Origin of the sequence: Phreatobacter sp. (assembly GCF_016793595.1) — a bacterium.
Lineage (GTDB): Bacteria > Pseudomonadota > Alphaproteobacteria > Rhizobiales > Phreatobacteraceae > Phreatobacter.
Window position 1 is genome coordinate 208,818 of the sequence record NZ_JAEULY010000029.1, and the last position, 25,790, is coordinate 234,607.

Here is a 25,790-nt window from a genome sequence, read left to right on the forward strand (position 1 = left end):
GGCAGGACGGGCGTCATGACGGCGCGCTGGCCGACAGCGCCTCCATGAGGCCGCGCACATATCCGGCGGCACGCGCCGCGCAGGCCTGGCCGTCGGGCTGGTAGATGAAGGGTTCGATGGCGATGTCGCCGGCATAGCCGGTCTCGCGCAACGCGCGGATAACGGGGGCGAAAAGGTCAGTGCCTTCGCCGGGGCCTCGACGGTTGCGGTCGTTCAGCTGCACATGGCCGATCAGGCCGGTCGGGACCCATCGGCGGATCGCGTCGGCGACGGATTCGGGCTCCTCGACGCCCGCAGCCGAGGCATCGATCATGGTCCGGAAAGCGGGCGCGCCGATCTCCTCGACCATCCGGGCGGCTTCCGCGACGGTCGTGACGAAGACGTTGTCGGGCCGGGCGAGCGGTTCGAGGCAGTAGGTGAGGCCGCGCGCGGCCGCCTCCGGCGCGATGGAGGCGAAGATGTCGCGGGCCTTTGTCCAGGCGTCGTCATAGGCCTGTCCCTCCGCCGGCCGGCGCTGGGCGGGCGAGCCGTGGACGAGGACGCGCGCGCCGAGGCCCGCCGCGAGGTCCATGAGGCCGAGGATGGCATCGCGGGTCCGGCTGCGGACCGCGTCGTCGGGCGAGGTGATGGAGAGCCCCTTCGGGGCCATCAGCAACCAGTGAAGGCCGGTCACCGCGAGGCCGCTGTCCTCGACGGTCCGGCGGAGGGCAGCGATCTCGCCCGGGCTCAGGCGGTGAGGTTCGTCGGACAGCGTGAAGGGTGCGATCTCCAGCCCGTCATAACCAACAGCCTTCGCGAAGGCGCATTGCCGGGCGATGTCCCAGGGCTGGAGCACTTCGTTGCAGAGGGAAAGACGCATGCTCTTGGACTTTCCCGAAGAAGGCGCGCCGGGACGGCAGCGCCACCCGGCACCCCGTTATCACTGCACGCGGATATTGGCGCCGCGGATCACATCGCCCCACTTCTGCACGTCGGCGGCGTGAATGGCGCGCAGCGCCTCCGGCGAACGCTGGGCCTCGGCGGGAGCCTCGGCGCCGAGCTGGAGGAAACGCTCGCGCGCCATCGGATCGTCGATCGCCTTGCGCAGCGCCGCATTGAGGGCCGCGATGACCGGGGCCGGCGTGCCCTTTGGCGCAAAGACAGCGTTCCAGACGACCATGTCGACGCCCTGCATGCCGGCTTCCGTCGCGGTCGGCACGTTGGGCAGGACCGGCGAGCGCGTCGGCGCGAGCACGGCGAGCGGGGTCACCGCGCCGGCCTGCACCTGACCCATCAGGCTCGTCACCTGATCGCACATGTAGCCGACATTGCCGGCGACGAGATCCTGCAGGGCCGGGCCGGTGCCGCGATAGGGCACGAGGGTCGGGTTCGCGCCGATGCGGTTGTTGAGCAGCGTGCAGGCGAGATGCGAGGTGGAGCCGACGCCGGCATTGCCGTTATTGATCGAGGCCGCATTGGCCTTCAGGTGCGCCGAGAATTCGGCGAGCGTCTTGCCCGGCAGGTTCTTCGAGGCGACCAGCATGATCGGCGCGGAAGCGGCGATGCCGATCGGCTCGAAATCGGTCAGCACGTTGAAGGCGACGTTCGGATAGAGAGCCGGCGAGAAGCTCATCGTGCTCATCGGCCCCATCAGGATGGTGTGGCCATCGGCCTCAGCGCGCGCGACGCGCGCCGCGCCCGTCGTGCCGGCGGCACCGGCGACATTCTCGACCACGACCTGCTGGCCGAGAGTCGTCGACATGCGCTCGGCCACGAGGCGCGCGACGATGTCGGTGGGGCCGCCCGCCGCGAAGGGCACGACCATGGTGATCGGACGCTGCGGGAATGTCTGCGCACCGGCCGTGGCGGCCGCGAGCACGGAGAAAACGGCGCCGAGCGCCAGCCTTTTGCTGATCAAGAATGCCTCCCGGATGATCGACGCTGCGCGCCTTGTTCGGTCGCGGTACGGCCCATCAGGGCTGCGCATCCGCATTGCGCGGAACGATAGGCAAGCGCTCCGGCAGCGTCAATCAAGTAAGTAACCGGTGAGGTGGTTAGCCGCAGCCGGACGACCGATGGTTGCCGGTTTTCCGGTTGCCGGAATAAGCTTGCCCGGCCTGCGCGCGGCGCGGGCCGGCAGCCAGAGAATGGAGACGGGCATGCCCTCCATCGACCAAGCCATCGTCTGGATCATCGTGGGACTGCTGGGTGGCGGCCTCGCTGGCCTGGTGATCACCCGGGATCGGCAAGGATTCGGCCTCTTGCGCAATCTGGTTGTCGGGCTGGGCGGGGCGCTGCTGGGTGGCCTGCTGTTCCGCGCCTTCGGGCTCGCGCCGGGCCTCGACCGGATTTCGGTATCGCTGCGCGATGTCGTCGCCGCCTTTGCCGGTTCGCTTCTGGTTCTGGGCCTGCTCTGGCTCTGGCGGCGCTATTCCGGCACGCCGACGGCCGGTTCCTGATCCAACCGCGAGCCGGATCGCGCCCGCTCAGACCGCGGGCGACCCGTTGGCGAGGCGGCGCTCCCAGGCATAGGCTGCCTCGACGATCTCCTCGAGGTCGTCATGCGCCGGCTGCCAGCCGAAGGTCGTCTTGGCGCGGGTCGGATCGGCGACGACTGCGGCGGCGTCACCCGGCCGGCGCGGAGCGTAGTCGGCGCGGAAATCGACCTTCGTGACGCTGCGCACCGTGTCGATGACCTCCTGTACGGAATAGCCGCGACCATAGCCGCAATTGGCGACCATGCTCCCCCCGCCCGCGCGCAGGTGTGCGAGGGCGGCGAGGTGCGCGCGCACCAGATCTGTGACGTGGATGTAGTCGCGCACGCACGTCCCGTCCGGCGTCGGATAGTCGGTGCCGAACACGTCCATCTTCGCCCGCAGGCCGAGCGCGGTCTGGACCGCGACCTTGATGAGGTGCGTGGCATTGGGCGTCGATTGTCCGGTGCGGCCCTTGGGATCGGCGCCGGCGACATTGAAATAGCGCAGCACGACGTAGGAGAGCTCGTGCGCGGCCGCCGCGTCGCGCAGCATCCATTCGGTGATCAGCTTCGACGTGCCATAGGGGCTCTCGGGCCGTGTCGGTGCCTCCTCGCTGACCGGCATGACCTCGGGCGTGCCATAGACGGCGGCCGTGGACGAGAAGATGAAGTGCTTCACGCCGGTCGCAACAGCGGCGGCCATGACCGCGCGGGTCTTCACGGTGTTGGAAAGATAGTAACCGAGCGGGTCCGACACCGATTCCGGCACGACGATCTTGGCGGCGAAATGGATGACCGCATCGATGCGGTGCATGCGCATGACGGTCTCGACCAGCGGCTGGTCGCCCATGTCGCCGACGATCAGTGTCGCGCGCGGATCGACCGCCCAGCGAAAGCCGGTGGACAGGTTGTCGAGGACCACGACGCTTTCGCCGGCGTCGAGCAGTTCGAGCACCATGTGGCTGCCGATATAGCCGGCGCCGCCGGTCACGAGAACGGTCATGAAAGCTCCCTGCAATTCTGTTCCGGCAATGCGGACAAGGCGTCGGAACAGGCGTCGCTGAAGATTAGGGAAAAGACGTCAAGAAAGTGCCAAGCGGCTCGCTCCGATCGCGCTGCGTGGCAGGGGCAGTTGCAATCGGATGCGCCAGTGCTCTGACGATGTGGAGCTTTTGCCTATTCCGCTGCCTGCCGCATAGCGGAATGCGACGCGGTGTCGACGAGCGCAGCCTGCCGGCCGATGCGGTGATAGGCGAGCCCGGCCCGGATGGCGGCGAGAGGATCCATGAGATTCCGCAGATCCACCAGAACGGGGCGGCGCAGAAGCGTTGCCACGCGCTCCAGGTCGAGCGTGGCAAAGTCGGGCCATTCGGTGAGGATCACGGCGAGATCGGCGCCTGCCAGCGCGCCTTCAGCGCTCGCCGCCATGATGACGCCGGGCAGAAGCGGCGCGGCATTGGCCATGGCGGCGGGGTCGTGGGCGACGATCCGTGCGCCGTGACGCTGAAGTTGCGGGAGGATCACCAGCGAGGGCGCCGAGCGCATGTCGTCGGTGCCCGCCTTGAAGGCGAGGCCGAGGACCGCGATGGTTCTGCCGGCGACAGAGCCGCCGGCCGCACGGATGATCTTGCGGACCATCTCGCCCTTGCGCGCGTCGTTGACAGCGACGGCTGTCTCGACCGTGCGCATGGGCATGCCGTGATCCTGCGCGGTCTTCATCAGCGCCAGCATGTCCTTCGGGAAGCAGGAGCCGCCGAAACCGGGTCCGGCCTTCAGGAATTTGCCGCCGATCCGGGTATCGAGGCCGATGCCGCAGGCGACATGCTCGACATCGGCGCCGATCTCCTCGCAGAGGCTGGCAATCTCGTTGATGTAGGTGATCTTCAGCGCGAGGAACGAGTTGGCAGCATATTTGATCAGTTCGGAAGCCCGGCGGCTGGTCGCGAGCAGCGTCGCGCCTGTCTCCGTCAGCGGTGCGTAGATGGCTGCCATGACGGCGTGTGCACGGGCGTCGTCCGTGCCGACGACGATGCGGTCGGGACGCATGAAGTCGCCGATGGCGTCGCCCTCGCGCAGGAATTCCGGGTTGGAGACCACCGCGACGTCGGCATCGGGGCGGCGGGCGCGGATCAGCGCCTCGACCTCGTCGCCGGTGCCGACCGGGACGGTCGATTTCAGGACGACGATGGCATGGCGGTCGAGCCCGCCGGCAATGTCGGCCGCCGCCGCCATGACATTCGCCATGTCGGCATGCCCGTCGGAGGGGCGGGGCGGGGTGCCGACGCAGATGAAGACGGCGGCGGATCCAGGGACGGCGGCTGCAAGATCGGTCGAGAAGGCGAGGCGGCTGGCCGCGACCTGTTCGGCGACCAGAGCATCGAGGCCCGGTTCGTAGATGGGCATGATGCTGGCTTGCAGGCCGGCGATCCGCGCGGCGTCGCGGTCGATCACCGCGACGTCATGGCCCATAGCGGCGAGGCAGGCCCCGCTGACGAGGCCGACATAGCCGGCGCCGACAATGACGATTCGGACCGGAGCCCTGCGCGCGCGTTCCATGCGTCATGGCAAAGCACCGGACGATGACATCAGCACGACAACCTGGGTTTCAAATTTGAATTGATAGTCGTTGATTTTTGTGAAAAACAACAACTGTTCAAAACAAAGGAGTTGAACATGTCGCTGGCATCTCGCATCAAGGAAACCCGCGAAGCGCGGGGCATGAGCATGACTGATCTGGCAGGAATCGTTGATGTTACCACGTCTGCGGTCTCGACCTGGGAAAGCGGACGGTCCGCCCCGCGCCCTGCAATGTTGGCCAAGATCGCCAAAGCCCTCGGCGTCAAAGTTGAGTTTCTCAATGAGGAGATCGACGAGGAAGACGGGCCTATGGATGGCGTGGAGGAGATACTGCAGAAGGCCAAGGAGGATATCGCCAATGTTCTTGGCGCATCACTCGATCGCGTTAAGCTGGACCTCCATTTCTCGGTTTGATCTGGAGGCCAACGTATCGGCCGGGCTTTGTCTAAGCTCGGCCCGTCCGTCATGAGCGTCAAATGACCGGAAATCACATCACTGGCGGCGGGGTGCGGGTCATCATGGTGCGGCGCTGGTGCCAGTAGGGGTAGGGCGGCGGCGCCGCGCTAGCCTTGTCGAGCGTCGCGATCTGGGCAGCCGTCAGCTTCAGCTCGGCGGCCGCGAGATTGTCGCGGAGCTGCGCCTCGTTGCGGGCGCCGATGACGATGGACGAGATAGTCGGACGCGTCAGCAGCCAGGCGAGCGCGACCTGCGGGATCGAACGGCCGACCTCGGCCGAGACCAGTTCAAGCGCGTCGGTGACCTTGTAGAGCTGCTCCTCCGGCACCGGCCAGCTGGCATCGGTCGCCACCCGGCTGTCGTCCGGCGGGCGCTTGTTGCGGCCGATCTTGCCGGTCAGTTTCGCGCCCGACAGCGGCGACCAGACCAGCGTCCCGACATTCTGGTCGAGGCCGAGCGGCATCAGCTCCCATTCGAAGTCGCGGGCGGCCAGCGTGTAATAGGCCTGATGGGTCACGGGCTTCGGCCAGCCGTGACGTTCGGCGAGCGCCAGCATCTTCATCAGGTGCCAGCCGGAATAGTTGGAGACGCCGAAATAGCGGATCTTGCCGGCGCGAATGAGGGCGTCGAGGGCCTGGAGCATCTCCTCGATGGGGGTCAGTCCGTCGAAGGCGTGCAGCTGGTAGAGGTCGACATAGTCGGTGCCGAGGCGCTTCAGGCTGGCCTCGCAGGAAGCAATGATCTTCGCGCGCGAGGTGCCGATATCGTTGGGGCCGGGGCCCATCGGCATGCCGGTCTTGGTGGCGATCAGCACCTTGTCGCGGCGGTCCCTGACGGCCTCACCGAGGATTTCCTCGGACAGGCCGGTGGAATAGCCATCGGCCGTGTCGAACATGTTGCAGCCGAGATCGAGTGCGACATCGACGAGCGCGGTCGCTTCGGCGACGTCGGTCGTGCCCCATTTCTTCAGGAAGTCGCTGCCGCCGCCGAACGTGGCCGTGCCGAGCGTCAGGGCCGGAATCTTGAGGCCCGAGCCTCCGAGCGTGCGGTATTCCATCGTTGCGTCCCGTCTCCGTCGAACCAAGGCGCGAGTGTTCGACGGGAGGGATGCCGGCACAAGCGCACCGCCGGCGCGGGAGTTATGCGCGACTGGTCGCCAACTGGCCTTGTGGTCAGTTTCGCCCACCCGCGGCGAGTTTCGGCTGGGCTGCCGGCGCCTGGCGGTCGCCGAGGCAGCGCATGGCGATGTCGAGGCTGGCAAGGCCGTCGGCGCCGCCGGTAACCGGGGCGGTGCCGGTGCGGACGGCGTCGACGAAGGCGACGAGCTCGGCGCGCAGCGGCTCGGCATAGGCGACCGAGAGATGGCGCATCGAATAGGAGCCGTCCGGCTTGTAGTCGAAGCACTCGGTCACCTGCCGGGTGATCAGGTCGCCGGTGATGTATTTGTTGCGCGTCGCGACATGGACGGTGCGCGCCTTGAACGGCGTCAGCCAGTTCGTGTTGATATGTGCGAGAACGCCCGACTGGGTGCGGAACTGCAGGAGCGCGATGTCCTCGCGCTCGGCATGGACCGAATTGGTCTGCGGCTGGATCTCGGCGATTTCCGAGCCGGTAAACCAGCGGATCAGATCGATGTCGTGGACCGCGAGGTCGATGACCACGCCGATATCGGACATGCGCGGCGGGAACGGGCCGACGCGGGTGATCTGGATCGACAGGATGTCGTCGCCGGCAATCGCCTGCCGGATCGACTGGACCGCCGGATTGAAGCGCTCGACATGGCCGATCATCAGCGTGACGCCGGCCTTGGCGGCGGCGTCGATGATGCGGCGGCCTTCCTCGACCGACTGGGCGATGGGTTTCTCGACCAGCACGTGGATGCCACGGGCGATGGCCGCCAGCGCGATGGGCGTATGGAGCTGGGTGGGCGCGGCGATGGTGAGCGCGTCGATGCCGGCATCCATCAGCTCGTCCAGCGAGGCGAAGCCGGGGCAGGCGAGGCGGGAGGTGACGAACTCGACCTGCGCCGCATCGGGATCGGCGACGCCCGCGAGCACGACACCCGGCAGTTCGGCCAGCACGCGCGCATGGTTCTTGCCCATCACGCCGAGGCCGACGACGCCGACGCGCAGGAGTTTCGCCGCGGGCTCAGAGGTGGTCATGGACGTGCCTTGGTGTCGAAGCAGCGGCGTCGAAGCGCCTGCCGGAGGCGCGACCTATACGATTTCGCGGGGGCGGAGCGCAAATCCGGGCCGATCACGTTGAGTGACGCCGGGTGTCAACGACCGCGATGGGTAGCTAGCTGCGCACTCGCGTTCCGTTCGCGGGCCAGCCGTGCGACTTCAATGGGAACAATGCGCTGGCCGAGCGGGAATACCGAAGCTGCCGCAAGCTTCAGATGTGCCCATCCGAATGGAATGCCGATTATCGTGATGAAGCAGGCCATTGCAGCCACGACGTGGATGATCATCAGCGAAAGGCCGATAGGGATGAACCAGATGACATTCCCGATCAGGCGCAGCACGCCCATCGCGCCCTGAGGCTCGTCGGACAACTCACTCTTCCAGACGATCTCGCGGCCGAACGGAAAGAACGTGTAGGTGCCGATTCGGAAGCATGCTCGCGCCCAAGGCAATCCGATGATGGTGACTGCGGCGACCATGCCGGCAAGATACCAGCCGAGCCCCGCGACAACGCCGCCGAGCACGAACCACAGCACATTTCCCAAGAAGCGAATGCCATCCATGGTCGATATTCCTGTCGTCGCAACTTTTCCGCGATTTGCGCCGGGCGTGACCACAGATAGCGCATCGCGGGTAGCAGCCAAAGCAGTTGGACACCCGCCCCCCGCCGCCTTAAACACCTCGGCAACGACATCCGGGAGCGAAAACATGCCGGCCATCGCAGACCTCAAGGTCAAGCTGTATACCGACGGCGCCGAGAAGGCCTCCATCGTCGAGATGGCGAAGAAGCCGTGGATTCAGGGCTTTACGACCAATCCCTCGCTGCTGAAGAAGGCCGGCGTCTCCGACTATGCGGCCTATGCGAAGGACCTCGTCGCCGCCGTGCCAGACCATCACATCTCCTTCGAGGTGTTCTCTGATGAGCTGAAGGAAATGGAGGCGCAGGCGCGCGTCATCGCGACCTGGGGCAAGAACGTCTACGTCAAGCTGCCGGTGACGAACTCCAAGGGCGAGCCGCTCTACGACCTCATCCACAAGCTCTCCCGCGAGGGCGTGAAGATCAATTTCACGGCGCTCTACACCGAGGCGCAGATCAAGGCCTCCGTCGATGCCCTACGGGGCGGCGCCCCTTCCATCGTCTCGGTCTTCGCGGGGCGCCTCGGCGATGCCGGCCACGACTATATGCCGGTGATGAAATACGCCGTCGGCCTTGCCCGGGGCACCGACACGATCGAGGTGATCTGGGCCTCGACCCGCGAGGTGTGGAATGTCATCGAGGCGGACCGGATCGGCTGCCACATCATCACCGCGCCGGCCGATATCCTGAAGAAGCTGGAAGGCCTCGGCCGGGCGCCGGAGGATATCTCGCTCGACACGGTGAAGGGCTTCGTCGCGGACGCGCAGGCGGCGGGCCTGACGCTTCAGGTCTGAGCGGCTGCCGCGCATCAGCCTGCCGAACGGCGGGGCTTGAGAAATGTCGCAAGGAGATGCGACATTCGCCGCATCATGGATCAGTTGAATGTGACGGCGGGCGCGCCGCCCGCGGGTTTCCGGCCGTTCGAGGATCGGGAGGGCTTCATCGGCCTGACCGGGCCCTATTACTGGCGCGAGAACGGCGACGGGACCGTCGAATACGGCTTCCGCGCGGATGAGCGCCACGGCAACCCGAACGGTGTGCTGCATGGCGGCTGTTTCACCACCTTCATGGACACGGTGCTCGGCTACGAGATCATCCGCACCACGGGGCGGCGCTGCGCCACCATCGCGCTCGACACGAAGTTCATGTCGAACGGCAAGGTCGGCGACTGGATTCTCGGCCGGGTGAAGATCCGGCGCCTCACCAAGTCGATGGCCTTCATCGACGGCGAGGTCTTCGCGGAAGACAATCTCGTGGTGATCGTCTCAGCGGTGTTCCGGGTGTTTTCGCCGGATGCCGATATCGTGCGTCCGCCGGGCGGTCCCGCCGCGCGGATCGCCTGACTCTCCGCCCGCCGAATCGCTCGCGCCGAATCGCGCGACCTCGTAAGCCTTCGTTTCGTCAGAAACGCCGGTTACCCGCCGCGTTACTTCCGCTGCGGGCCTAGCCTGCCACCATCGACGCCCGAAGGATCCGGCCGACCGTGATCAGGAACATCTTCTCGGTCTCGGCCCTGACGCTGGTGAGCCGTCTCTTCGGCTTCGTCCGCGACCTGATGTTCGCGGCGGTGCTGGGGGCAGGGGCGCTCGCCGACGCCTTCTTCGTCGCCTTCCGCATTCCCAATCAGTTCCGCGCCATTTTCGGCGAGGGCGCCTTCAATGCCGCCTTCGTGCCGGCCTTCGCGCGCGCCACCGCCGAGCGCGGGCAGAACGTCGCGCTGGTCTTCGCCGATCACGTCTTCGCCCTGCTGCTGTTCGCGCAGCTCGTGCTGCTGGCGGCGGCGATGGTGTTCATGCCGGCGGTGGTGATGCTTCTGGCGCCGGGCTTCTCCGACGATCCCGTCCGCTTCCCGGCGGCGGTGGAACTGACGCGCATCACCTTTCCCTATCTCGCTTTCATCTCGTTGACCGTGCTGGTCGGCGGCGTGCTCAACGCGGTCGGCCGGTTCGCCGCCTATGCCGCCGCGCAGATCCTGCTCAGCGTCAGCATCATCGCGGCGCTGCTGCTGGCCGGGCGGTTCGAGTCGCCGGGCCATGCGGCCGCCTGGGGCGTGGTCGTGGCCGGCCTGCTGCAGTTCCTGGTGGTCACCGGCGACGCGCTCAAGGCCAATGTCATGGTGGAACTGCGCCGCCCGCGCGTCACGTCCGACGTGAAGCTGTTCTGGCGCAATTTCGTGCCGGCGACGGTCGGGTCGGCCGGCAGCCAGATCGCTGTGCTCGCCGACACGATCATCGCCAGCTATCTCGTGGTCGGCGCGGTGTCGTGGCTCTACTATGCCGACCGGCTGAACCAGCTGCCGATCGGCGTCATCGCGGTGGCTGTCGGAACGGTGCTGCTGTCGGAAATGAGCCGGAGGATCGCCGCCGGCGACGAGGCTGGCGCGCGCCATGCCCAGCTTCGCGCCATCGAACTGACGCTGGTCTTCTCGCTGCCGGCGGTCGCTGCCTTCGTGCTGGTGCCGGACGTGATCATGAAGGCGCTGTTCATGCGTGGCGCTTTCACCGAGGAGGATGCGCTGAAATCCGCCGCGGCGCTGGCCGCCTACGGGCTTGGCCTGACGGCGCTGGTGCTGGTGCGCCCGTTCACCATCAGCTTCCATTCGCGCGGCGACACGCGCACGCCGGTCATCGCGGTGGGCGTGTCGGTGGTGATCAACGTGGCGCTGAAAGTGGCGCTGATGCGCCCGCTCGGCCATGTCGCGCTGGCGCTCGGCACCAGCGCCGGCGTCTGGGTGAACGTCATGATGCTCGCCTGGTTCGCGCGCCGGCAGGGGCTGATCGGCCTCGACGACCGGGCGAAGCGCGTGCTGCCGCGGCTGTTCCTGTCGTTCGGCATTCTCTGCGCGACGCTGGTGCTCGTCGGGTTGGGGATACGCACGGCAGCTCCGCGCCTCGATGCCAAGCTGATGCTCGTGGCGCTGATGGGCGCGGGCGGCCTCGCCTATGGCGCGGCTCTGGTGATCCTGTTCGGCAAGGATTTCATTGCCGATCTGAAGCGGCTGCGGCGCGGCGTCGCCGGATAGGGCGGAAGCGCCGCGCGCCCCCGCCCATAACCGTTCTTACTGCGCGGCGGGCCGCGCGACGCTTTGCGGACAGATATCCTGGCCGCCACGGATGATGATCCGGTCCCCGCACTGGTAGGAGCAGCGCATCATGCCCTGCGCGGTGATGCGGGTGGACGAGTAGAGCAGGCAGCGCGGCAGCGGGCTTTGGGCGAGGCGCTGCGTGACGTCGCCCTGCGGGTCAGCCGAGGCCGCCGGTGCCGCCCATGCGGCAGGGGATGCGAGGCCGAACATCAGGGCCGCCGCCGGGATCGTGAGAACAGATCTCGATTTCAAGAGGTCTCTCCATGCTCATGGTCCGCCGCTGGCCGATTGGCCTTTGGCGGCGGGCACAGGTGTCGGGGGGCAATGTTGCCCGCCGATGCCGGAGAGGACCCTTGCCTGCTTCGTGGCGGCGTTCGGACGCGTCAGCGCCGCTCGCGCTCGATCGGCGTGACGCCGGCCTTTTCCAGCTTACCGCGCCGGATGTAGCTGACCTCGACAGGCAGGCCGATCCGCGCGCCGACCATCAGCCGCACCACGTCGTCGGCCCCGGTCACCGGCTGGCCGTCGATGTAGAGGAGTATGTCGCCCTCGCGCAGGCCGGCCTTGTCGGCGGGGCTGCCGGTCTCGACCGAGGCGATCATGGCGGCTGAATCGCCGGCGAGGCCAAGGGCGAGCGCGGCACGGCGCGGCACGGCCACCTGATGCGCGCCGATGCCGAGATAGGCGCGCCTGACGCGGCCGTGCCGGATCAGTTCGGACAGCACCACCGAGGCGGTGTTCGAGGCGACCGCGAAGCAGATGCCCTGCGCGCCCATGATGACGGCGGTGTTGACGCCGACGACCTCGCCGGTGGAGGCGACCAGGGGCCCGCCGGAATTGCCGGGATTGAGCGCGGCGTCGGTCTGGATGACGTCGTCGATCAGCCTGCCGGTCTGCGATCGCAACGACCGGCCGAGCGCCGAGATGACGCCTGCCGTGACCGTCGATTCGAAGCCAAGCGGATTGCCTATGGCGACGACGAGCTGGCCGCGCCGGAGCGCCTTGGAATCGCCGAGCCGGGCCGCCGGCAGCAAAGCGGGATCGTCGACCCGCACGAGGGCGAGATCGGTGTCGGGGTCGTCGCCGACGAGGCGCGCGGACAGATCGCGGCCGTCCTGGGTGGCGACGCGGATGCTGGTCTTCTCGCCCTTCCGGCCGCCCGCCACGTGGCTGTTGGTCAGCAGAAGGCCGTCCGGCGAGATGATGACGCCGGAGCCGGTGCCGGCGCGACGGGCATCGGCGCCGGAGACGGTCAGGCGCACGACGGCCGGGCCGACCTCGTCGACGATGCCGGTCACGGCGTTGGAATAGGCGTCGAGCAGCGGCCTGTCATCGACGGGCAGGACAGGGGCGGTGGACGGGGTGGCCGACGTGGCGGTCGCCGCGTCGTCACTGACGAAACGGGGGCTGAGGTCCAGCATGGGGGAGCTCCGGGGGTGTTTCGCCGGAGATGGTGATTTCACCATCGCAATGCGAGGGGTCGGACCGTTCGCGGAGCCCGCAGCCTTCGCTGCCAGCGCCGCCATTGCCTCCGCCGCGGTCACCCTGCGGAACCTGTCGCGCACCGACCGATCGCGACGGCGCTGACGCCGCCTATTTTCGGCGCTGCTGCCAGGTCTGGTAGAGGCCGACGGCGAAGGCGAGCATGCCGGCGTACCAGAAGGCTGGCACGTAGCGCGGCACAGGCCCGCGGATCTGCTGCTGGAAGAAGTAGCATTCCTTGGTGGGCCAGGAGATGCAGGCCAGCTTCAGGTCCATCAGGCCGAAGGCGCCGCCATATTGCGCGTAGTAGGCAAACCACCACACAAGCGAGATCACCCACAGGCCGAAGCCGAGTTTGGTGGCGAGCGGTGTCTGGGGTCTGTTTTCCGGCATGGATTGCGAGGGCGTCCCTGAGCGCGCGCACGACGACGCGGCGCTGATTCCATTTAGACGCGTGCATCGCGGCCGTCCAACTCGTCCGCTTTCGCGGCTTTTAATTGCTCACTGGCGCATTAACCTGATTTCAGCGATCATGGCGCGGTTTTCTGAACGGGGACGGAGAGACGCCATGATCGGCCCGCTGATCGAAGCCCTGATGCCTCTGTTTTCCGGGCCGCGCTTCGTCGCCAGCCTCGTCTTCGCCATCGGCGCGACCTTTCTGGGGGCCTGGCTCGGCGGCGAGACCGGGGCGGCGATCGCCTTCTTCGTTACCTTCGTGCTGATCTACGCACTGATCCTGTTTGCCGAGCGGACGGAGGGCAAGGAGCTCTGACCGGCCCCGCAGGCCGCATCGCGCATCTGCCCCGGCAAGGGTTGCGCGGCAGGCTGGAAAGGTTCCATGCTGGTGCTTCGCACCCCGGAGCACTGTCATGACGCCGATGAAGTTCGGAATGGGCCAAGCCTTGACCCGGATCGAGGACGATCCGCTGATCCAGGGCAAGGGCCGCTACGTGTCCGATCTGGTGCCGGAAGGGACGCTGGTCGGCTATGTCGTGCGCTCGCCCTATGCCCATGCCGACTTCAGGATCACGGACACCTCCGCGGCGCGGGCGATGAAGGGCGTGAAGGCGATCTACACGGCCGAGGACGTCACCGAGCTCGGCTCGCTGCCGTGCCTCTCGCAGGTGCCGAGCAAGGCGCCGATCGCCCACCCGACCTGGGAAATCCTCTGCTCGAAGACCGTTCGCCACGTCGGCGACGGTGTCGCCTTCGTGGTGGCCGACACGGTGGAGCGGGCGAAGGACGCAGCCGAGGCGATCATCATCGAGTGGGACTCGCGCGATCCGGTCATCGATGCGGTCGATGCGCTGAAGCCGGGCGCGGTGCAGGTCTGGCCGGAGGCGCCCGGCAATCTCTGCGCCGAAGTCGAGCTGGGCGATGCCGCGGCCACCGACAAGGCTTTCGCCAAGGCGCATCGGACGGTGAGCCTGACCATCGTCAACAACCGTCTGGTCACCAACTACATGGAGACGCGCGGCTGCCTTGCCGAATATGACGCCAAGGCGAAGAGCTTCACGCTGACGCTTGGCAGCCAGGGCGCGCATGGCGTCCAGCAGATTCTGGCGTCCAAGATCTTCAACATGCCGAAGGAGAAGATCCGCGTCGTGACGCCGGATGTCGGCGGCGGCTTCGGCACCAAGACCTTCATGTTCCGCGAATACCCGCTCTGCCTCGTCGCGGCGCAGCGGCTGAAGAAGAAGGTCGCCTGGATTCAGGAGCGCGGCGATCACTTCGTCAATTGCAGCCAGGGCCGCGACAATGTCTCGACGGCCACTGCCGCCCTCGACCGGCGCGGCAAGGTGCTGGCGGTGAAGGTCGAGACGGTCGCCGACATGGGCGCCTACCTGTCGCAGTACTCGACCATCATCCCCTATGTAGGCGCGCTGATGCTGGCGGGCGTCTATGCCTTCCCGGCCATGCACGTGCACCTGAAATACGTCTACACCAACACCGTGCCGGTGGACGCCTATCGTGGGGCGGGGCGGCCGGAGGCTGCCTATCTCGTCGAGCGGCTCATGGACCGCATCGCCATCGAGACCGGCATGACGCCGGCCGAGGTGCGCCGCCGCAACTTCATCCAGCCCGGCCAGTTTCCGTGGAAGACGCCGGTCGGCCGCACCTACGATTCCGGCGAGTTCGACGGCCACATGACCCGGGCCATGGATGTTGCCGGCTGGGAGACGTTCAAGGATCGGCTCAAGACGGCGCGGAAGGCCGGCAAGATCCGTGGCATCGGCATGGCGACCTATATCGAGGCTTGCGGCGGCGGCTCTCCGGAGAATGCCTGGATGAGCCTCGAGAAGGACGGCACGGTGACGATCCGGATCGGCACCCAGTCGAACGGGCAGGGCCACAAGACCGCCTATGCCCAGCTCGCCTCGCAATATCTCGACATCCCCATCGAGCGGATCAACGTCGTCCAGGGCGATACCGCGACGATCCCCTCCGGTGGCGGCACGGGCGGTTCGCGCTCGCTGCCCGTTGGCGGGGCGGCCGTTGATGTCGGCGCACGGGCGCTGGCCGACGTCATCAAGGATATGGCGGCCGCCGAGATGGAAGTCGGCATCGGCGATGTCGAGATCCGCGATGGCACGGTGCGCGTCGTCGGCACGGACAAGTCGATTTCCTACGAGAAGATCGCCAGCCTTCCCGGCGCCGAGGAAAAGCTGAAGAGCCACGGCACCTGGCGCCCGCCGGAGCCGACCTTTCCAAACGGGACGCATATCTGCGAGGTGGAAATCGATCCGGATACCGGCGCGACAGAGATCGTCGCCTATACGGTGGTCGATGATTTCGGTGTCACCATCAACCCGGTTCTGCTCGCGGGGCAGGTGCATGGCGGCATCGTCCAGGGCATCGGGCAGGCGCTGCTGGAGCGAACGATCTACGACAAGGAGAGCGGCCAGCTGCTGACGGCCTCCTTCATGGACTACGCCATGCCGCGGGCCGATCACATCCCGAACTTCCACTTCGAAACGCGCAACGTGCCCTGCGTCACCAACCTGCTCGGCATCAAGGGCGCGGGTGAGGCGGGGACGATTGGCGCGTGCCCCTCGGTGATGAACGCCATGGTGGACGCGCTCTGGCGCGCCTACGGCATCCGCGAGATCGACATGCCGGCAACGCCGGCTCTGGTCTGGCAGGCCATCCAGGACGCAAAGGCGGCCAAGGCTGCGTGAGTTGGCTCGGCGCGTGCGTGGATGTGATCTTGCGCACGTTCGATGTCCAAGACGACCTCGGGTCGTGGAAGGCGCTTGCCTCGATGGCTGGCCCTTTCGGAGCGATCCCGCGAAATCGGTAGAATGGAATCGCGACGCCCATCTCGTGGGCGGGGCCGGCCATTGTGTCGCGCGGCCCCGCGCGAGCCGGGGGCTGCTGCGTCGGTGCTGCCGGGCGCTCACGCGGTCGTGAACGGAAGACGTGATTTTGTGTCCGGGAAACAGCGGTTTCCCGCAGGTAACTATCTGAATTCCGAAACGAAAACGGCCGCGGGACCCAAGGTCGCCGCGGCCGGTGATTCTGGCGTGAACCGTATTGATCTCAGGGGTTGGACGAGCGCTGCGCGTCGATGCTCCACGGGCCGGGGCCGGCGAAAACCAGATAGAGGAAGACGAAGCAGTACATGATCGCGAGGTTACCGCCATTCGCAATCGGGAAGAAATTGCGCGGTGCATGACCGATGAAATAGGCCGCGGCCATGGTTCCGGCGAGAAGAAAAGCGGCTGGACGCGTGAACAGGCCGGCAATGATCAGTATGCCGGTGACGATTTCGATCAGCGCGGCGAACCAGAACATCGAGAACGAAGCGACCGGCATCGGGAATGCAATCGGGAAACCGAACATCTTCACGAGGCCGTGCTGCAGAAGAACGAGGCCGGCGACGATGCGCAGGAGCGAGAGCACGCGCGGCGCCCAGGCGTTGAGGGTCGAATTGAGGCTGTCCATTGTCGGTTCCGTCAGTGCAGGGATCGGGGGGATCGTCGCCCATTCCGGGCGGCATCACGACCTTATCGATGGCAGGGTGACGCACAACCGGGGGGCAGTCGGTCCAGCGTCTCCGATCACACGCCGTCACGACCGCGTGTGAGGCGATAGCGAGGGACCGCCTGCGCTGGGCCGAGAGGGAAGGACTACCTGCCGCAGGTCCCCCGTGCAGCAACGAGCCTCCCCAATTCTGCATGGATGTGGTTCAAGAAGGTCCGCCCACCGCCCGGCTTTCCCTCATCCATGCCCGTCCTCTCCTGCGCCGTCACGGGAATCATCCTCAAGCTCCTGTCGACCATGGCCTTCACCTGCATGTCGACGCTGGTGCGCGTGGCAGGACAGGACGTGCCAGTCGGCGAAGTGGTGTTCTGCCGGTCGTTCTTCGCGCTGATCCCGCTGTTCCTCATGCTCGCGTGGCGGCACGAGATCATGGACGCATTCCGCTACACGAGCTTCGCGTCGCACATGAAGCGCGGCGTCATCGGCGCCACCGGCATGTTCTCCGGCTTCGTCGGCCTGACCATGCTGCCGCTCGCGGATTCCACCGCCATCAGCTACGCCGCGCCACTCATGGTCGTGCCGCTCGCCTACTTCCTGCTCGGCGAGCAGGTCAGGATCTATCGCTGGTCGGCAGTGGCCATCGGCTTCGTCGGCGTCGTTGTCATCCTCTGGCCGCATCTCGACATCACCGCCTTCGCCGGTCGCGACCGCCAGTCGACCGGCGCGCTGTTCGCGCTGGGCGGTGCGGTCTGCGCGGCCTTTGCGACGATCCAGGTGCGCAAGCTGGTCAATGTCGAGACGACCGCGTCGATCGTCTTCACCTTCATGATGCTCTGCGCCTTGCTCGCCCTCATCACCTGGCCGCTCGGCAAGGTCGTGCCGTTCATCGGCCAATGGGTCATGCCGACGCCCTGGCAGGGCTTCGTTCTGGTGATGGTCGGGGTGTTCGGCGGGCTCGGCCAGATCTTCCTGACCATCAGCTACCGCTATGCCGACACCTCGCTGATCGCGCCGTTCGAGTATTTCTCGATGATCTGGGCGATCACCATGGGCTATTTCGTCTTTGCCGATCTGCCCAGCCGTTACGTGCTCGCCGGCGGCGCCATCGTCGTCGCCTCGGGTATTTTCGTCATCTGGCGCGAGCAGAAGCTCGGGCTGGAGCGCGCGCGGCAGAGGAAGGTCTCGACGCCGCAGGGTTGAGGCAGGCTGTCAGAACGCCTTGAATGTGATGATCGTCCGCGTGTCCTGGATGCCGGGCACGATCTGCACCTTCTCGTTGACGAAATGGCCGATATCGGTGCCGGGCTCGACATAGAATTTCACCAGCAGGTCGAACTCCCCGGCGGTCGAGTAGATTTCCGAGGCGATCTCGCGGTCGGCGAGCTGGGACGCCACCTGATAGGACTTGCCGAGCTGGCACTTGATCTGGACGAAGAACGGGATCATGGCGGGCATCTCCGGGACTGGCCCTGACATGCCATCAAAGGGCGGCCGCGTCATCCCCTGCGGGCAAGCCATGCGCTGCCCGCTGCCCGCCGCTCTTGCGCGGCCCGGCGGGTTCCCCTAACTCTTGCCACGTTCTCGTCGGGGTGCCCTTTCCGGGCTGAGAGGCTTTCCGCCAACCCGCGTACCTGATCCGGATCATGCCGGCGGAGGAAACCGAGATGAATGCCCTGTCAGGCGGGGGTTCCCCGTCATTTTCACCCATCGTCGATGCCGCGCTCGCGACGGAACTGCTCGGACGCGTCCGCCAGCGCCGCCCGCGCGTTCACTGCATCACCAATACGGTGGCGCAGGAGATCACCGCCAATGCCGTGCTGGCGGTCGGCGCTACCCCGTCCGTGACCATTTCGCGCGACGAGATTGCCGCCTTCGTCGCGAGCGCCGACGCGCTGCTGGTCAATCTCGGCACGCTGGAGCCCGCCCATCGCGAGGTCATCGCCATCGCGATCGCGGCGGCCCGCGACAAGGCCATTCCCTGGGTTCTGGACCCCGTTTTCATCGACCGTTCGCCGGTTCGCGCGGCCTTTGCGCGCGAGATCGCGGCGCAAGGACCGGCGCTGGTGCGCGGCAATACCGGCGAGATCGCCGTGCTGGGCGACGGTGCCGATGCGGCTATCGTTGCACGCGCGCTTCGCACGGTCGTCGCCGCTACGGGCGAGACCGACTGGATCAGCGATGGCGGGCGGAGCGTTGGCGTCGCCAACGGGCACCCGATGATGGCTTCGGTGACCGGCATGGGCTGCGCCGGGGCTGCTGTCACCGCCGCCTTTCTGGCGGTTGGCGACGATCCGCTCGTCGCGACCGCCTCGGCGCTGCTGGCGCTTGGCGTTGCGGGCGAGATGGCCGCCGAGACGGCGAGGGGACCGGGCACGTTCGCGCCCGCCTATCTCGACGCCCTGCATCATCTGGGCGCGCGCGACCTGTCGACCCGCGCGCGCATCGTCGATATTGCCGGGGAGATCAGCCCATGACCGCCATCGCCGTGACCATTGCGGGCTCGGATTCCGGCGGCGGCGCCGGCATCCAGGCCGACCTCAAGACCTTCTCGGCGCTCGGTGTCTATGGCGCCAGCGTGATCACGGCGCTGACCGCGCAGAACACGCTCGGCGTGCAGGCCATCCACGACGTTCCAGCCGCCTTCATCGCCGCGCAGATGGATTCGGTCTTCTCTGACCTTGCCGTCGGCGCGGTGAAGATCGGCATGCTGTCGCAGGTCTCGGTGATCGAGACGGTCGCCGCCGGCCTCGACCGCCACAAGGCCGCCAATATCGTGCTCGATCCGGTGATGGTCGCGACATCAGGCGACCGCCTTCTCAACCCCGACGCCGTTTCGGCGCTGCGCAACGTGCTGATCCCGCGCGCGGCCCTCGTGACGCCCAACCTGCTGGAAGCGGCAGCCCTGCTCGACCAGCCCGTGGCGCTGGACGAGGACGACATGCTGGCGCAGGGGCAGACGCTGATCGCGCGCGGCGCCAAAGCCGTGCTGATGAAGGGCGGCCACGGGCAGGGCGAGCGCTCGACGGACCTCCTGGTCGCGCCGGGCAGCGTCGTCAGGCTCGACGCGCCGCGCATCGATACCCGCAACACCCATGGGACCGGCTGCACGCTCTCCTCGGCCATCGCCGCCGGTCTCGCCAAGGGATTCCCGCTGGGGCAGGCCGTCTCGGAGGCCAAGGACTACGTGTCCGCCGCCATCGCTGCTTCCGGCCGCCTGTCGATCGGCAAGGGCCATGGCCCGACCCATCATTTCCATGCCTGGTGGTGAAATGAACAGACCCGACCGCCGAACCGCCCTTGCCGCTGCCGCGACCGGCCTCCTGGCCGCGCCTTCTCTCGCCGGTGCGCAGACGCCCGTGCGCTGGCGCATGGTGACGTCCTGGCCGAAGAATCTGCCCGGGCCCGCCTTCTCCGCGCAGCGCATCGCCGACCGCATCAGGCTGCTTTCGGGTGGGCGCATCGAGGTGCAGGTCTTCGCCGCGGGCGAGGTGGTGCCTGCCTTCGCCGTCCATGAGGCCGTCGGCAACGGCACGGTCGAGCTTGGCCACACCGCGTCGTTCTTCGCCATCGGCCGGGAGCCGGCGCTCGCCTATTTCACCTCCGTACCCTTCGGCTTCACGCCGCCGGAGCACAATTCCTGGATCATGAATGGCGGCGGACAGACACTGTGGGACGAGACCTCGGCTCGCTTCGGCCTGAAGCCGCTGCTTGGCGGCAATACCGGCGTCTCCATGGGCGGCTGGTTCCGCCGGGAGATCGCCTCGGCCGAGGACGTCCGGGGCCTCAAGATCCGCATGATCGGGCTCGGTGCCGAACTGTTCCAGCGCTTGGGCGCGACGGCGCTCGCCGTGCCGCCCGGCGACATCTATCCGGCGCTGGAGCGCGGCGCGATCGATGCCGCCGAGTTCACCGCGCCGGGCTCGGATATCCAGCTCGGTCTCTGGAAGGTCGCGCCGTTCTACTACGCGCCGGGCTTCAACAAGCCGAACGGCTCCAGCGAACTGCTCGTTCACAAGGCGCACTGGGACGCGCTGCCCGCCGATCTCAAGAGCGTCGTGCAGGCGGCCTCCGACGCCGAGCAGGCCGTGGCGCTGGCCGAGATCGAGAAGCTCAACATGGATGCGCTGGCGCAGATGGTCGGCGCACAGGGCGTCCAGCTGCGCGGCTTTCCGACGGAGCTGATCCAGATCGCTCGCCGCCACGCTGCTGATCTCGCGCGTGACCTCGGCACGCGCAGCCCGATGGCGGCGAAGGTCGCGGAGAGCTATGCCGCGTTCCAGGCGCGCATCTCGCCCTGGACGCGCGTGTCGATGCACGCGGCCCTCGGCGCGCGCGAGGTTTAGGCGGCGCGCGTCCGGCCATCGAGGGCGGCCATTTCCTGCGGGGTCGGCCGCTGCCAGAGCCGCTCGACGAAATCGAACATCGGGCGCGTGACAGCGAGGCTAAAGGTCTCGCCCTGCCGGGCGTTGCGTGCCTCGACGCGACGCCAGCGCTCGCCCGGATCGACGTCGAGCACATGCAGGCGAGGGGCAAGGCCTGCCCCTGCAACACCTCTGGCCACGCGATCCCGCTGATCCCGGCCGAGGAATCCGAGATCGAGAACCGAGGACACGTTGAGCCGGCCGAGGCGGATCGCCATGGCGACGATCTGGGCCTCGCTCCGGCCGACGCGCTCGGCGATCCAGTTCCAGTCGGGCATCGACGGGGCATCGACGGGGCATCGGCCGAGAACAGGGTCATCATCCACTCGTCGATGGAGAAATGCACCGCGCCGACCGCCTCGCAGAGCTTCAGCGCATAGGTCGTCTTGCCGGCGCCGGTCGGACCGCAGATGAAGTGGACGATGGTTGGCGTGCGATCCATGACCGGTTCCTCAGCTCAGGCGGCCGGGCTGGCCGGCTGTCAGACGGCCGAGCAGATCAGCGAGCGTCGCGATTTCGGCCTCGTTCCAGCGGTCGCTGAACAGGTCGGCGGACTTGTGCCGAAGCGTCGCCTCGGCCTCGGCCACCCGCGCGCGCCCAGCCTCGGTGAGCACCACGTAGGAGAGGCGGGCATCCCGCTGGTCGTCCTCGCGACCGACGAGGCCGAGCTTCTCCAATGGCAGGCAGGTGCGGGTGATGGTCGAGGGGCTGGCATTGAGCCTCCTGGCGAGATCGACGCGGCTGAGGCGCATCAGCGGCGCCCGGGCGAGGTGCATCAGCAGCAGCGCGTCCTTCAGGGCAAGGCCGTGGATGGAGGCGAGTTCGCCCGCGAACCGCTCCTCCAGAAGGGAGTGGGCTCTCAGGAGATGCAGGACGGCGGCAAAGGAAGCGTGTGACATCCGCCATGTTTATTGCATAATAATGCCGCATGCAAGTATATTTGAAATACGAACGACCTGGCAGCCGAGCGTCGCGGTCCGGGGCGTCGCGATGCGGACTCCGCGTCTCGTCTTGCACCGCAGCGACGCGGTCTCTAGGATCGTTTCAACGAACGATCGTTCGTCACAACGACCGGACCCCCACTGTCACGATGGCTGACCGCGACCCGAAGAAGCAGGAACTCGACGCCGGGGCGCACGTGCTCTCGGGCAATCTCGGCAAGACCGTCCAGCGGCTTCGCAAGGCCTATAACCTGTCGCTGTCCGAGCTTTCCGAGCAGTCGGGTGTCGCGAAATCGATCATCAGCCAGATCGAGCGCAACGAGACCAATCCGACGCTCGCCACCATCTGGCGGCTCAGCCAGGCGCTGGACGTGTCGATCGAACGGGTGCTGGCGACCGGCACGGAAGAGCCTTTCCTCGAAAAGCTGTCGAAGGCCGACACGCCGCTGCTCGTCTCGGACGACGGCAAGTGCCGCCTCTCGATCATCGGCTGGATCAAGACGGTCGAGTGGTTGCAATGGTACGACTTCCAGTGCGATCCCGGCGGCGTTCTGGAGAGCGAGGGCCACCAGCGCGGCTCCATCGAGAGCCTCTCGGTGCTGTCGGGCGAGCTGAAGGTCGAGGTCGCCGATCGCGTCGAGATCGTCGGCCCCGGCGAGAGCGCCCGCTACCGCTGCGACGGCCGGCACGTCATCCGCAATACCGGCACCGAGACGGCCCATGCGGTCATGGTCTGCATTCTGAAAGCCGCCGTGATGGAGTGAGTTCCGCAAGCCCGTGCCGTGGCTTGCGGACATCGGGGCAGGCGATGATTCTGGCTCGGCGGGCTCCGCGCTGATCGCTGTCCGTCCTTCGGACGAGGCCGGACCACGGATTTGCTTCTCGCCAGCACAGGGCAGGCCGTGCAGGAATCCGCCGCGTAGCGGCCCTCGCATGGGGCGGCAGACGGAGAGCCGGCATGAGCGAGAGCCTCTATTCAGGCGGCACGGTAGGCGCGCTGATCATCGGTGCGATCATCCGGCACGGCGACCGGCCGGCGCTCGGCGACGGCACGGTGCGCTGGACCTACGCGCAGCTCGGCGACCAGATCGGTCGCTATATCGCCGTCTATAAGGCGCTGGGCCTGAAGCGCGGCAATGCGCTGTCGATCCTCGCCAGCAACCGCGCGGAATCCTGGGCGGCCATGTGCGCCGGCCTGATCATGGGCATGCGCTACACGCCGCTGCACCCGCTGGCGGCCGAGGACGACCAGGCCTTCATCGTCGAGGACGCCGAGATCGACCTCCTGATCGTCGAGGGCGCGAAGTTTGGCGCGCGCGGCGAGGCGATCCGCGCGCGGGTGCCGGGACTGACCCATGTCCTGTCATTCGGCCCGATGGACGGCGTGCGCGACGTGCTGGACCTTGCGGCGGCCACGAGGCCGGCGCCGCTCATCGACGAAAGCGATGCCGACCAGATCGGCTGGCTCGCCTATACCGGCGGCACGACCGGCCGTTCCAAGGGCGTGATGCTGCCGCATCGCGCGATCATCGCCATGACGCTGCTGCTCTACGGCGACTGGGACTGGCCGGCCGATATCCGCTACCTCGCGGCGACGCCGATCAGCCATGCGGCGGGCGTGACGATCTATCCGGTCATGTATCGCGGCGGCTATGTGCGCCTCACCCAGGGTTTCGAGGCGGAGGCCTATTGCCGGGTGGTCGCCGAGGAGAAGATCACCGCCACCTTCCTGGTGCCGACGCTGATCTATGCGCTCATCGACCAGCCGGCGCTGCGTGCGCAATACGATCTCTCCTCGCTCGACATGATCGTCTATGGCGCGGCGCCCATGTCGCCCGACCGGCTGAAGGAGGCCATGGGCATATTCGGGCAGGTCTTTGTCCAGCTCTACGGCCAGACGGAAGCCCCGCAATGCATCACCACGCTGCGCAAGGTGGATCATGATCTCGCGCATCCGGAACGGCTCGGTTCGTGCGGGCGGCCAAGCCCCTTCGTCGACGTGAAGCTGTTCGACCAGGACATGTGCGAGGTCGGCGTCGGCATGCCCGGCGAGATCTGCGTGCGCGGGCCGCTCGTCATGGCGGGTTACTGGAAGCGTCCGGAAGCGACGGAGGAGGCGCTGCGCGGCGGCTGGCTGCACACCGGCGACGTCGCGGTGAAGGACGCGGAGGGCTATCTCTATATCGTCGACCGGACCAAGGACATGATCATATCCGGCGGCTTCAACATCTACCCGCGCGAGGTTGAGGACGCGCTGATGGCCCATCCCTCGGTCGCTTCGGCGGCGGTGATCGGCATTCCCGACGAGAAATGGGGCGAGGCTGTCACGGCCTTCGTCGTGCTGAAGCAGGGCGCGAATGTCGGCGCGGCGGAGCTTCAGGCTCACGTGAAGGACAAGCGCGGCGCGCCCTGGTCGCCGAAATCGGTGAATTTCGTCGATACGATCCCGGTTACCGGGCTCGGCAAGATCGACCGCAAGGTGCTGCGCGCGCCCTATTGGGAGGGGCGTCGGCGCGGCGTGGCGTGATGCCCGGATTCCGGCGCGCCGGAATGCCCGTGCCTCAGTGCATCCGCACCACGACCTCGCCCTTCGCGCGACCGGCTTCCAGATATTCGAAGGCCTGCCGGATCTCATCGAACGGAAAGACGCGATCAATGATGGGCGTCAGCTTCCCGTGCGTGATCAGCTGCGCGAGCTCCTCCAGTTCGGGGCCGCTCGGGTGCATGAACAGATAGCGATAGGTGGCGCCGTGCCGCCTGGCCTCGGCGCGTATGCCATAGCTCGCGATCCAGAAGAGTGCCGCGAGCGCCGCGCCTCGCCCGAGATCCTTCCGCGCTGTTTCCGGTTCGGGCATGCCCGCAACAGACACAACCTTGCCGCCGGGCTTCACCACCCTGAACGACTGCATAAGCGTTTCGCCGCCCAGCAGGTCGAAAACACCGTCCATGCCGCGGACATGATCGACGAAGCGCTGCGTCGTGTAGTCGATCACGATGTCCGCGCCGAGCCGCTCGACCAGCGCCCTGCCGCGCGGCGAGGCCGTGGTGGTGACCTCCGCGCCAAGCCATTTCGCGATCTGGATGGCGAAAGTGCCGACACCGCCGGCGCCTCCGGGGATGAAGACGCGGCTGCCCGGCTTCAGGGCGAGTTCGTCGCGCAGGGCCTGGAGCGCCGTCAGCCCGGCAAGGGGGACCCCGGCCGCGCTGTCGAAGTCCAGCGACGGCGGCATTCTGGCGAGGAGGTTCTCCGGGACGATCGCATATTCGGCGAAAGCGCCCATGGACGATTTGGCCATGCGGGCGAACACGCGGTCGCCCACGGCGAAGCCCGTGACGCGGTCGCCGCAGCTTTCCACGACGCCTGCAAGCTCGTTGCCCATCACCGCCGGTAGCGGGTAGCGCTGGACCACCTTCAGCTTGCCGTCGCGCGTCTTGAAATCCACGGGATTGAGGCCGGCGGCATGGACGCGCACCAGAACTTCTGTCGCGGCCGGCCGCGGGCGCTCGACATCGCGGATTTCCGCCGCTTCAGGTCCACCATATGCTGTAAGGACGAATGCGCGCATGGC

28 protein-coding genes, 1 pseudogene and 1 riboswitch are annotated in these 25,790 nt (G+C 67.1%); of the genes and pseudogenes, 13 read left to right on the plus strand and 16 right to left on the minus strand.

Going from position 1 to position 25,790, the window contains the following annotated elements; all coding sequences use genetic code 11:
- Window positions 1-13: 13 nt before the first annotated feature.
- Both JNK84_RS23235 and JNK84_RS23240 read right to left on the minus strand, forming a co-directional pair.
- On the minus strand, window positions 14-859 hold the full coding sequence (locus JNK84_RS23235; RefSeq protein WP_293428599.1) for a sugar phosphate isomerase/epimerase family protein: 846 nt from the start codon (window positions 857-859) through the stop codon (window positions 14-16).
- A gap of 60 nt (window positions 860-919) precedes the next feature.
- Window positions 920-1,897 carry a Bug family tripartite tricarboxylate transporter substrate binding protein gene (locus JNK84_RS23240; protein WP_293428600.1) on the minus strand — a complete coding sequence of 326 codons (978 nt, stop codon included), beginning with the start codon at window positions 1,895-1,897 and terminating at the stop codon, window positions 920-922.
- A 241-nt stretch (window positions 1,898-2,138) separates the two neighbouring features.
- Here JNK84_RS23240 and JNK84_RS23245 point away from each other — a divergent pair, with 241 nt between their 5' ends.
- The gene (locus JNK84_RS23245; RefSeq protein ID WP_293428601.1) at window positions 2,139-2,438 is read left to right on the plus strand and encodes a GlsB/YeaQ/YmgE family stress response membrane protein; all 300 of its coding nucleotides are present in this window, start codon (window positions 2,139-2,141) and stop codon (window positions 2,436-2,438) included.
- Window positions 2,439-2,465: 27 nt separating this feature from the next.
- Here the strand turns inward: JNK84_RS23245 and galE are convergent, their stop codons facing one another.
- Window positions 2,466-3,458 (minus strand): UDP-glucose 4-epimerase GalE, encoded by a 993-nt coding sequence (gene galE, locus JNK84_RS23250; RefSeq protein ID WP_293428602.1) that lies wholly within the window; start codon window positions 3,456-3,458, stop codon window positions 2,466-2,468.
- A gap of 173 nt (window positions 3,459-3,631) precedes the next feature.
- Window positions 3,632-5,011, minus strand: a complete 1,380-nt coding sequence (locus JNK84_RS23255; RefSeq protein ID WP_293428603.1) for a UDP-glucose dehydrogenase family protein — start codon at window positions 5,009-5,011, stop codon at window positions 3,632-3,634.
- A gap of 117 nt (window positions 5,012-5,128) precedes the next feature.
- Between JNK84_RS23255 and JNK84_RS23260 the strand changes: the two genes are divergently transcribed.
- Window positions 5,129-5,446: a helix-turn-helix domain-containing protein gene (locus JNK84_RS23260; RefSeq protein WP_293428604.1), complete on the plus strand. Its 318-nt coding sequence runs from the start codon at window positions 5,129-5,131 to the stop codon at window positions 5,444-5,446.
- A gap of 73 nt (window positions 5,447-5,519) precedes the next feature.
- On the opposite strand, the gene JNK84_RS23265 is transcribed toward JNK84_RS23260, so the two are convergent.
- The 3 genes from JNK84_RS23265 to JNK84_RS23275 all read right to left on the minus strand — a co-directional run bounded on the left by JNK84_RS23265 (window position 5,520) and on the right by JNK84_RS23275 (window position 8,390).
- Window positions 5,520-6,545: an aldo/keto reductase gene (locus JNK84_RS23265; protein WP_293428605.1), complete on the minus strand. Its 1,026-nt coding sequence runs from the start codon at window positions 6,543-6,545 to the stop codon at window positions 5,520-5,522.
- A 115-nt stretch (window positions 6,546-6,660) separates the two neighbouring features.
- On the minus strand, window positions 6,661-7,650 hold the full coding sequence (locus JNK84_RS23270; protein WP_293428606.1) for a Gfo/Idh/MocA family protein: 990 nt from the start codon (window positions 7,648-7,650) through the stop codon (window positions 6,661-6,663).
- Between the two features lie 116 nt (window positions 7,651-7,766).
- Window positions 7,767-8,390 carry a YccF domain-containing protein gene (locus JNK84_RS23275; RefSeq protein ID WP_293428607.1) on the minus strand — a complete coding sequence of 208 codons (624 nt, stop codon included), beginning with the start codon at window positions 8,388-8,390 and terminating at the stop codon, window positions 7,767-7,769.
- Between JNK84_RS23275 and JNK84_RS23280 the strand changes: the two genes are divergently transcribed.
- The 3 genes from JNK84_RS23280 to murJ all read left to right on the plus strand — a co-directional run bounded on the left by JNK84_RS23280 (window position 8,380) and on the right by murJ (window position 11,330).
- The gene (locus JNK84_RS23280; protein WP_293428608.1) at window positions 8,380-9,102 is read left to right on the plus strand and encodes a transaldolase; all 723 of its coding nucleotides are present in this window, start codon (window positions 8,380-8,382) and stop codon (window positions 9,100-9,102) included. The two genes, JNK84_RS23275 and JNK84_RS23280, sit on opposite strands and share 11 nt — an antisense overlap.
- Window positions 9,103-9,177: 75 nt before the next feature.
- A complete protein-coding gene (locus tag JNK84_RS23285) occupies window positions 9,178-9,651 on the plus strand; it encodes a PaaI family thioesterase (protein ID WP_293428609.1) in 474 nt (157 codons plus the stop codon).
- A gap of 140 nt (window positions 9,652-9,791) precedes the next feature.
- Window positions 9,792-11,330: a murein biosynthesis integral membrane protein MurJ gene (gene murJ / locus JNK84_RS23290; protein ID WP_293428610.1), complete on the plus strand. Its 1,539-nt coding sequence runs from the start codon at window positions 9,792-9,794 to the stop codon at window positions 11,328-11,330.
- Window positions 11,331-11,366: 36 nt separating this feature from the next.
- Here murJ and JNK84_RS23295 read toward each other — a convergent pair whose 3' ends face one another.
- The 3 genes from JNK84_RS23295 to JNK84_RS23305 form a co-directional block, all read right to left on the minus strand.
- Window positions 11,367-11,645 (minus strand): hypothetical protein, encoded by a 279-nt coding sequence (locus JNK84_RS23295; protein WP_293428611.1) that lies wholly within the window; start codon window positions 11,643-11,645, stop codon window positions 11,367-11,369.
- Between the two features lie 131 nt (window positions 11,646-11,776).
- Complete coding sequence (locus JNK84_RS23300; RefSeq protein WP_293428612.1) at window positions 11,777-12,814, minus strand: S1C family serine protease; 1,038 nt, start codon at window positions 12,812-12,814, stop codon at window positions 11,777-11,779.
- Window positions 12,815-12,986: 172 nt separating this feature from the next.
- Entirely contained in the window at window positions 12,987-13,268 is a 282-nt protein-coding gene (locus JNK84_RS23305; protein ID WP_293428613.1) for a hypothetical protein, read from the minus strand.
- A 175-nt stretch (window positions 13,269-13,443) separates the two neighbouring features.
- Between JNK84_RS23305 and JNK84_RS23310 the strand changes: the two genes are divergently transcribed.
- Window positions 13,444-13,647 (plus strand): hypothetical protein, encoded by a 204-nt coding sequence (locus tag JNK84_RS23310; protein ID WP_293428614.1) that lies wholly within the window; start codon window positions 13,444-13,446, stop codon window positions 13,645-13,647.
- 97 nt (window positions 13,648-13,744) lie between these two features.
- Window positions 13,745-16,054 (plus strand): xanthine dehydrogenase family protein molybdopterin-binding subunit, encoded by a 2,310-nt coding sequence (locus JNK84_RS23315; RefSeq protein ID WP_293428615.1) that lies wholly within the window; start codon window positions 13,745-13,747, stop codon window positions 16,052-16,054.
- A 361-nt stretch (window positions 16,055-16,415) separates the two neighbouring features.
- On the opposite strand, the gene JNK84_RS23320 is transcribed toward JNK84_RS23315, so the two are convergent.
- Window positions 16,416-16,820, minus strand: coding sequence for a DoxX family protein (locus JNK84_RS23320; RefSeq protein WP_293428616.1), 405 nt, complete (start codon window positions 16,818-16,820; stop codon window positions 16,416-16,418).
- Window positions 16,821-17,102: 282 nt separating this feature from the next.
- Between JNK84_RS23320 and JNK84_RS23325 the strand changes: the two genes are divergently transcribed.
- A complete protein-coding gene (locus JNK84_RS23325) occupies window positions 17,103-18,059 on the plus strand; it encodes a DMT family transporter (RefSeq protein ID WP_293428617.1) in 957 nt (318 codons plus the stop codon).
- Between the two features lie 9 nt (window positions 18,060-18,068).
- Here JNK84_RS23325 and JNK84_RS23330 read toward each other — a convergent pair whose 3' ends face one another.
- Window positions 18,069-18,305, minus strand: a complete 237-nt coding sequence (locus JNK84_RS23330) for an Lrp/AsnC ligand binding domain-containing protein (RefSeq protein ID WP_293428618.1) — start codon at window positions 18,303-18,305, stop codon at window positions 18,069-18,071.
- A 129-nt stretch (window positions 18,306-18,434) separates the two neighbouring features.
- A riboswitch (TPP riboswitch) is annotated at window positions 18,435-18,535 on the plus strand.
- Between JNK84_RS23330 and thiM the strand changes: the two genes are divergently transcribed.
- The 3 genes from thiM (at window position 18,524) to JNK84_RS23345 (ending at window position 21,202) form a co-directional block, all read left to right on the plus strand.
- The gene (gene thiM, locus JNK84_RS23335) at window positions 18,524-19,333 is read left to right on the plus strand and encodes a hydroxyethylthiazole kinase (protein ID WP_293428619.1); all 810 of its coding nucleotides are present in this window, start codon (window positions 18,524-18,526) and stop codon (window positions 19,331-19,333) included. Its footprint overlaps the riboswitch before it by 12 nt.
- Window positions 19,330-20,127 carry a bifunctional hydroxymethylpyrimidine kinase/phosphomethylpyrimidine kinase gene (gene thiD / locus JNK84_RS23340; protein WP_293428620.1) on the plus strand — a complete coding sequence of 266 codons (798 nt, stop codon included), beginning with the start codon at window positions 19,330-19,332 and terminating at the stop codon, window positions 20,125-20,127. Before thiM ends, thiD begins: the two co-directional genes overlap by 4 nt.
- Window position 20,128: 1 nt before the next feature.
- Window positions 20,129-21,202, plus strand: a complete 1,074-nt coding sequence (locus tag JNK84_RS23345) for a TRAP transporter substrate-binding protein (protein ID WP_293428621.1) — start codon at window positions 20,129-20,131, stop codon at window positions 21,200-21,202.
- Here JNK84_RS23345 and JNK84_RS23350 read toward each other — a convergent pair.
- From JNK84_RS23350 to JNK84_RS23355, 3 genes and pseudogenes are all read right to left on the minus strand, one after another.
- Entirely contained in the window at window positions 21,199-21,558 is a 360-nt protein-coding gene (locus tag JNK84_RS23350; RefSeq protein WP_293428622.1) for an AAA family ATPase, read from the minus strand. The two genes, JNK84_RS23345 and JNK84_RS23350, sit on opposite strands and share 4 nt — an antisense overlap.
- Window positions 21,559-21,578: 20 nt before the next feature.
- Window positions 21,579-21,722 (minus strand): annotated as a pseudogene (locus JNK84_RS23540) (AAA family ATPase); the annotation flags it as partial.
- A 10-nt stretch (window positions 21,723-21,732) separates the two neighbouring features.
- Entirely contained in the window at window positions 21,733-22,179 is a 447-nt protein-coding gene (locus JNK84_RS23355; protein ID WP_293428623.1) for a MarR family winged helix-turn-helix transcriptional regulator, read from the minus strand.
- A 191-nt stretch (window positions 22,180-22,370) separates the two neighbouring features.
- Here JNK84_RS23355 and JNK84_RS23360 point away from each other — a divergent pair, with 191 nt between their 5' ends.
- Window positions 22,371-22,985, plus strand: coding sequence for a helix-turn-helix domain-containing protein (locus JNK84_RS23360; protein ID WP_293428624.1), 615 nt, complete (start codon window positions 22,371-22,373; stop codon window positions 22,983-22,985).
- Window positions 22,986-23,179: 194 nt separating this feature from the next.
- On the plus strand, window positions 23,180-24,748 hold the full coding sequence (locus JNK84_RS23365) for an AMP-binding protein (RefSeq protein ID WP_293428625.1): 1,569 nt from the start codon (window positions 23,180-23,182) through the stop codon (window positions 24,746-24,748).
- 34 nt (window positions 24,749-24,782) lie between these two features.
- Here JNK84_RS23365 and JNK84_RS23370 read toward each other — a convergent pair whose 3' ends face one another.
- On the minus strand, window positions 24,783-25,787 hold the full coding sequence (locus JNK84_RS23370) for an NADP-dependent oxidoreductase (protein ID WP_293428626.1): 1,005 nt from the start codon (window positions 25,785-25,787) through the stop codon (window positions 24,783-24,785).
- Window positions 25,788-25,790 lie beyond the last annotated feature (3 nt).

Coding starts and splice junctions, on each gene's coding strand:
- JNK84_RS23235 (WP_293428599.1), bottom strand. CDS start 859: ATGCGTCTTTCCCTCTGCAACGAAGTGCTCCAGCCCTGGGACATCGCC.
- JNK84_RS23245 (WP_293428601.1), top strand. CDS start 2,139: ATGCCCTCCATCGACCAAGCCATCGTCTGGATCATCGTGGGACTGCTG.
- galE (WP_293428602.1), bottom strand. CDS start 3,458: ATGACCGTTCTCGTGACCGGCGGCGCCGGCTATATCGGCAGCCACATG.
- JNK84_RS23255 (WP_293428603.1), bottom strand. CDS start 5,011: ATGGAACGCGCGCGCAGGGCTCCGGTCCGAATCGTCATTGTCGGCGCC.
- JNK84_RS23260 (WP_293428604.1), top strand. CDS start 5,129: ATGTCGCTGGCATCTCGCATCAAGGAAACCCGCGAAGCGCGGGGCATG.
- JNK84_RS23265 (WP_293428605.1), bottom strand. CDS start 6,545: ATGGAATACCGCACGCTCGGAGGCTCGGGCCTCAAGATTCCGGCCCTG.
- JNK84_RS23270 (WP_293428606.1), bottom strand. CDS start 7,650: ATGACCACCTCTGAGCCCGCGGCGAAACTCCTGCGCGTCGGCGTCGTC.
- JNK84_RS23280 (WP_293428608.1), top strand. CDS start 8,380: ATGCCGGCCATCGCAGACCTCAAGGTCAAGCTGTATACCGACGGCGCC.
- JNK84_RS23275 (WP_293428607.1), bottom strand. CDS start 8,390: ATGGCCGGCATGTTTTCGCTCCCGGATGTCGTTGCCGAGGTGTTTAAG.
- JNK84_RS23285 (WP_293428609.1), top strand. CDS start 9,178: ATGGATCAGTTGAATGTGACGGCGGGCGCGCCGCCCGCGGGTTTCCGG.
- JNK84_RS23300 (WP_293428612.1), bottom strand. CDS start 12,814: ATGCTGGACCTCAGCCCCCGTTTCGTCAGTGACGACGCGGCGACCGCC.
- JNK84_RS23305 (WP_293428613.1), bottom strand. CDS start 13,268: ATGCCGGAAAACAGACCCCAGACACCGCTCGCCACCAAACTCGGCTTC.
- JNK84_RS23310 (WP_293428614.1), top strand. CDS start 13,444: ATGATCGGCCCGCTGATCGAAGCCCTGATGCCTCTGTTTTCCGGGCCG.
- JNK84_RS23315 (WP_293428615.1), top strand. CDS start 13,745: ATGACGCCGATGAAGTTCGGAATGGGCCAAGCCTTGACCCGGATCGAG.
- JNK84_RS23320 (WP_293428616.1), bottom strand. CDS start 16,820: ATGGACAGCCTCAATTCGACCCTCAACGCCTGGGCGCCGCGCGTGCTC.
- JNK84_RS23325 (WP_293428617.1), top strand. CDS start 17,103: ATGCCCGTCCTCTCCTGCGCCGTCACGGGAATCATCCTCAAGCTCCTG.
- JNK84_RS23330 (WP_293428618.1), bottom strand. CDS start 18,305: ATGATCCCGTTCTTCGTCCAGATCAAGTGCCAGCTCGGCAAGTCCTAT.
- thiM (WP_293428619.1), top strand. CDS start 18,524: ATGAATGCCCTGTCAGGCGGGGGTTCCCCGTCATTTTCACCCATCGTC.
- thiD (WP_293428620.1), top strand. CDS start 19,330: ATGACCGCCATCGCCGTGACCATTGCGGGCTCGGATTCCGGCGGCGGC.
- JNK84_RS23345 (WP_293428621.1), top strand. CDS start 20,129: ATGAACAGACCCGACCGCCGAACCGCCCTTGCCGCTGCCGCGACCGGC.
- JNK84_RS23350 (WP_293428622.1), bottom strand. CDS start 21,558: ATGCCCGACTGGAACTGGATCGCCGAGCGCGTCGGCCGGAGCGAGGCC.
- JNK84_RS23355 (WP_293428623.1), bottom strand. CDS start 22,179: ATGTCACACGCTTCCTTTGCCGCCGTCCTGCATCTCCTGAGAGCCCAC.
- JNK84_RS23360 (WP_293428624.1), top strand. CDS start 22,371: ATGGCTGACCGCGACCCGAAGAAGCAGGAACTCGACGCCGGGGCGCAC.
- JNK84_RS23365 (WP_293428625.1), top strand. CDS start 23,180: ATGAGCGAGAGCCTCTATTCAGGCGGCACGGTAGGCGCGCTGATCATC.
- JNK84_RS23370 (WP_293428626.1), bottom strand. CDS start 25,787: ATGCGCGCATTCGTCCTTACAGCATATGGTGGACCTGAAGCGGCGGAA.